The organism is Candidatus Jidaibacter acanthamoeba (assembly GCF_000815465.1).
Classification (GTDB): Bacteria; Pseudomonadota; Alphaproteobacteria; order Rickettsiales; family Midichloriaceae; genus Jidaibacter; species Jidaibacter acanthamoebae.
In genome coordinates this window covers 1-3,529 of the sequence record NZ_JSWE01000078.1, presented here as the reverse complement: position 1 = coordinate 3,529, position 3,529 = coordinate 1, and the positions used below count along the sequence as shown (strand labels likewise).

At 34.4% G+C, this 3,529-nt stretch carries 4 protein-coding genes; 2 read left to right on the top strand and 2 right to left on the bottom strand.

Annotated elements, in window-relative coordinates; genetic code table 11:
* Both NF27_RS02695 and NF27_RS02690 read right to left on the bottom strand, forming a co-directional pair.
* Window positions 1-292, bottom strand: a 292-nt coding sequence (locus tag NF27_RS02695; protein ID WP_039455537.1) for a PIN domain-containing protein, incomplete at its 3' end; no start/stop codon positions are given.
* Window positions 285-530, bottom strand: a complete 246-nt coding sequence (locus tag NF27_RS02690) for an AbrB/MazE/SpoVT family DNA-binding domain-containing protein (protein ID WP_039455535.1) — start codon at window positions 528-530, stop codon at window positions 285-287. The genes NF27_RS02690 and NF27_RS02695, both read right to left, overlap by 8 nt.
* A 626-nt stretch (window positions 531-1,156) precedes the next feature.
* On the opposite strand from NF27_RS02690, the gene istA reads away from it, so the two are divergent.
* Both istA and istB read left to right on the top strand, forming a co-directional pair.
* Window positions 1,157-2,701, top strand: a complete 1,545-nt coding sequence (gene istA / locus NF27_RS02685; protein ID WP_039454914.1) for an IS21 family transposase — start codon at window positions 1,157-1,159, stop codon at window positions 2,699-2,701.
* A complete protein-coding gene (istB, locus tag NF27_RS02680; RefSeq protein ID WP_039454911.1) occupies window positions 2,694-3,452 on the top strand; it encodes an IS21-like element helper ATPase IstB in 759 nt (252 codons plus the stop codon). The genes istA and istB overlap by 8 nt, the downstream gene beginning before the upstream one ends.
* Window positions 3,453-3,529: the final 77 nt, after the last annotated feature.

The following is a 3,529-nucleotide window of genomic DNA, read 5'->3' as shown; positions in this document are numbered from 1 at the left end:
TGGTTATATATATCTCTAATGCTTTAATAATAATTTCTTTCTCATTAATTACTAACCCTTTATACCTTAGAAAGTTATTGAGCACATTTACTATTCTATCTCTAGGAACTTTATAATAAGATGATAAAACAAATATGACTTCCATTATAACCGCCTGCTCTAAGTAAGCCCTAATCTTACCTGATTTTACATTTTGGAAAAACGTCTTTGCAATTTGATACTGTTCTTGGTTATCTGCGAGTAAGTAGCGTAGTATGAAGTTTGTATCTATGATATTATATTTCTTATTCATCTTTTTTATATCCTTTAGTTTGAGCTTGCCATGATGAATCCCTCACTTGAGAAAAATCTTTATCTTCCTGTTTACTAAATTCACTTAATGCACCTGCTACATTAGTAACCGGAATCACATGTATTTCTTCATCTACTATCTCAAACATGATAGTATCTGTTTGCAGCTTGTCTCTAATGATCTTTGGAATAGTAACCTGCCCTGCTCTGGTAATTTTCATAACATCGTTAATTAACATATTTTTATCCTTTTATTTTTGCATGTGACTTAGTTTATTAACAACAATAATATAACTACAATTAATAAGAAAGTTATATTTATATCACTATTATATCTAATAATAAAATTACATAATATCTTATGTGACTTAAAGGTAAGCAGTTTTTAAAAGAAGAGCAAACTGATAAATAAACAGTTTGGAACATATACAATACTAGGTTGTGTCACATAAGCTATATTATGTGTCTTAACCTAAAATAACTTCAATCTATAACTAATCTTTGAAAATTTTTATTTAAATAGAACTCGTCCTTTATCCCTAACTAATTGTGTGGCTAATTTAGTATGCTTACCTTTAACTTCCTTATCATCGTTATACTTTGCAGCAATGGCTTCTATTCTCTCAGCATACTCATTGGTCTTGTCATAATCATAATTATCAATTTTTTCATTTAGTGTTGAGCGTCATGGTAAATGCCCCCTGAAGATGGATAAAGTTTCAAAGATAATGACCCCCTAGTTTCAAATTATTTGCCCCCTTTTGCTTAGGAAAGGAAGAAGGGAGTTGAAAGAGGTACCTATAAGAAGAGAATGGTTCTTAGAAGGTTATCAAATAGGTAATAAACAGAAATGAGGAAACTAGAGATGACAGAAATAAGTGAAATACTGTACCGGTGGGTAAACGGAGTAAAGATTAAGGCAATATCAAGATCACTAGGAGTAGCACGTAATACGATAAGGAGCTTAATAAGAAGAGGATTGGAGTCGGGACTGAAGGTAGGAGATGATAGCAGGAAAGTAGATGAGATATCAGCAAATATAAGAGTTGAAAGATACAAGGTTAAAGAGAAGGAAGACTGGAGTGAACAAAAGCTTATAATATATGAAGGAGAAATAAAGGAGTGGTTGGGGGAAGAAAATATAACCATAAAACAAATATGGAGATTAATAAGTGAAAGAGGGGTTAAAATAAGTGAAAGCAGTGTGAGAAGATATATAAATAAAAGGATATTGGTTAGGAAGAACGCAACGATACATATAACTACGAAAGCCGGAGAAGAGGGGCAGGTAGATTACGGGAATGCAGGATTAATGGTAGATCCGAAAACAAAGAAGCTTAGGAAGGCATATATATTTATAATGACATTATCGCATAGCCGGATGAGGTATGTAGAGTATGTATTTAAGCAAGATGAGAGATCATGGATACAAAGTCATATAAATGCGTTTAACTATTATGGTGGAGTACCACAAAGGATTGTATTAGATAATTTAAAATCGGGAGTAATAAGCGCAGATATATATGATCCAACGATCAATAAAAGTTATGCTGAACTTGAAAGGTATTATGGATTTATAGCTGACCCGACTAAGGTAAGGCAACCACAGCATAAAGGGAAGATAGAAAGAAGTGTACTAATAGTAAAACAACAATTACTAGCGGGAAGGAAGTATAAAGATATAGAAGAAGCGAATGAGAAAGCAAAGGCATGGTGCAGAAATATAATAGCTAATCAGGTAACGAGGACTACCGGGAAGACGCCGAAGGAAATATATGAGAAGGAGGAAAAGGCTGCATTAAAGTACTTACCGAAAGGGGTGTTTGATATACCTGAGTGGGAGAAAGCAAAAGTCCATAGGGATCACCATGTAGTGTTCAGGGGTAATTTTTACTCTGTACCTACCACTTATATAGGCAATGAGGTATGGGTAAGAGGAGGATTAAGGGTAGTTGAGATATATTGTAATCATAAGATTATTAAGAGCCATATAAGAGAACATGAAAAAGGGAAATGGGTAACAGATGTAGAAGATTACCCTGAGAGTGTTAAGAAGTTTATCCAAAAAACACCTGAGAAGTGCTTAGAGGAAGCAGAATCTATAGGATTAAATACTTTAGAAGTTATAAAAGAAGTGTTAAGTGATATAAGCAATCAGAGGTTGAGAAAAGCCCAAGCGATACTAAGGCTAAGGGAACATTTTAGCGCTGATAGGCTGGAGAAGGCATGTAAGAGAGCATATAGTTATAAATGTTACTCATATAAGAATATAAAGAACATGCTTGAAAAGGGCATGGAGGCCAAAGCAATAGAAGAAGAATTTAGCATAGCAAAGCTAAATAATCCACAAGGATCCTATGTAAGGAGTGCGCAAGAGTTCTCAACAACCATGGAGGTACACCATGGATGAAGTAATTATAAGTAAATTAGCTAAAGAGCTAAGGTTAAGCGGTATGGTTGAGACTTTACCGCTAAGGTTACAGGAAGCAAAAAACAAAAGCTTAGCCTATGAGGAATTTTTAGGACTTATTTTACAGGATGAGAAACAAAGACGGGAATGTAAAAGTATAGCTCATAGAATAAAAGGAGCAAAATTCGAGGAAGAGAAGACATTCGAGAACCTTGATATGAAGAAATACTCTATGGAAGTAAGGCAAATAATAAATCACCTAATGAGCAATAAATATATAAAAGAAAAGCAGAATGTTATTATACTAGGCCCTACCGGAACCGGCAAAACCCATTTAGCTCAAGCATTAGGGCACCAGGCATGTCGTGCCGGTAAGAAAGTAAAATTTATAAGAGCCAATAACTTATTTAGCAAGTTCCAGGCAAGTAGGGCTGATGATTCTTGGAAAGAGATGATTACAGAGTATACTAAAACAGATTTACTAATCTTAGATGACTTTGGGCTTAAAGCTTTAACTCCTCTACAAGCATCAGATCTGTATGAATTAATTGCTGAAAAATATATAAGTAGCAGCTTTATTATTACCAGTAACAGAAAAACTGAAGGGTGGCTGGAACTCTTCCCTGAGCCGGTTATGGCTAATGCTGCTCTAGATAGAGTTGTGCATAAGAGCTATTGTATAGTGCTCGATGGAGAGTCTTATCGAAAAAATGCTATACCGAAACTTAATAAAGGAGAAATTGAAATGTAAACAATCTTGTTATATTTTGCACTTAGGGGGTCAAATAGACTGAAACTCTAAGGGGTCAATATCAATGACATTCAACA